2 protein-coding genes are annotated in these 446 nt (G+C 35.7%); both read right to left on the bottom strand.

Annotation, left to right across the window (positions count from 1 at the left end; translation table 11 throughout):
* On the bottom strand, positions 1-232 hold a 232-nt coding region (locus QP363_RS12685), incomplete at its 3' end, for a phage major tail protein, TP901-1 family (protein ID WP_284764748.1).
* A gap of 14 nt (positions 233-246) precedes the next feature.
* A partial coding sequence (locus QP363_RS12680) for a hypothetical protein (RefSeq protein WP_284764747.1) occupies positions 247-446 on the bottom strand: 200 nt, incomplete at its 5' end.

Genomic DNA, 446 nt, shown 5'->3' with positions numbered 1-446 from the left:
GCACAAAATATTGTGCTAATTCAACTTCATGTTCATCGTTAGATTTTTCTACAATACGCCCTTGTTGCGATTGCTCGTCAATAAAATCTCCGCCTAATGTTAAATCCCCTGATGTACGATGAGCAGGCATTAAGGCAGCTTCACCAATTTTGTTGTGTACAGATTGAATAAAATAAAAAATACTCTTACCAGAAATAGGTTTCCCCACGATTGTTTTAACAGAACTTGCCATTGATTATTTCTCCTTTACATAATTAATTCATTAATTCTAATAATAATGTGATAGACTTCTCGGCCAATCGAGTTGTCCATCATCATCTGACTACTAATTCTTTGATTTCTCCCTAAAAGACGAACTGCACGATACTCAATATCTTCTGCCTTTTGACGGTTACCCGCTGGTAAGAAGATATCAATCATCTGTGATGTATCTTCAATCACATAAC

Origin of the sequence: Corynebacterium sp. UMB6689 (assembly GCF_030215295.1) — a bacterium.
Classification (GTDB): Bacteria; Actinomycetota; Actinomycetes; order Mycobacteriales; family Mycobacteriaceae; genus Corynebacterium; species Corynebacterium aurimucosum.
This window is presented reverse-complemented; position numbering and strand designations above follow the sequence as displayed.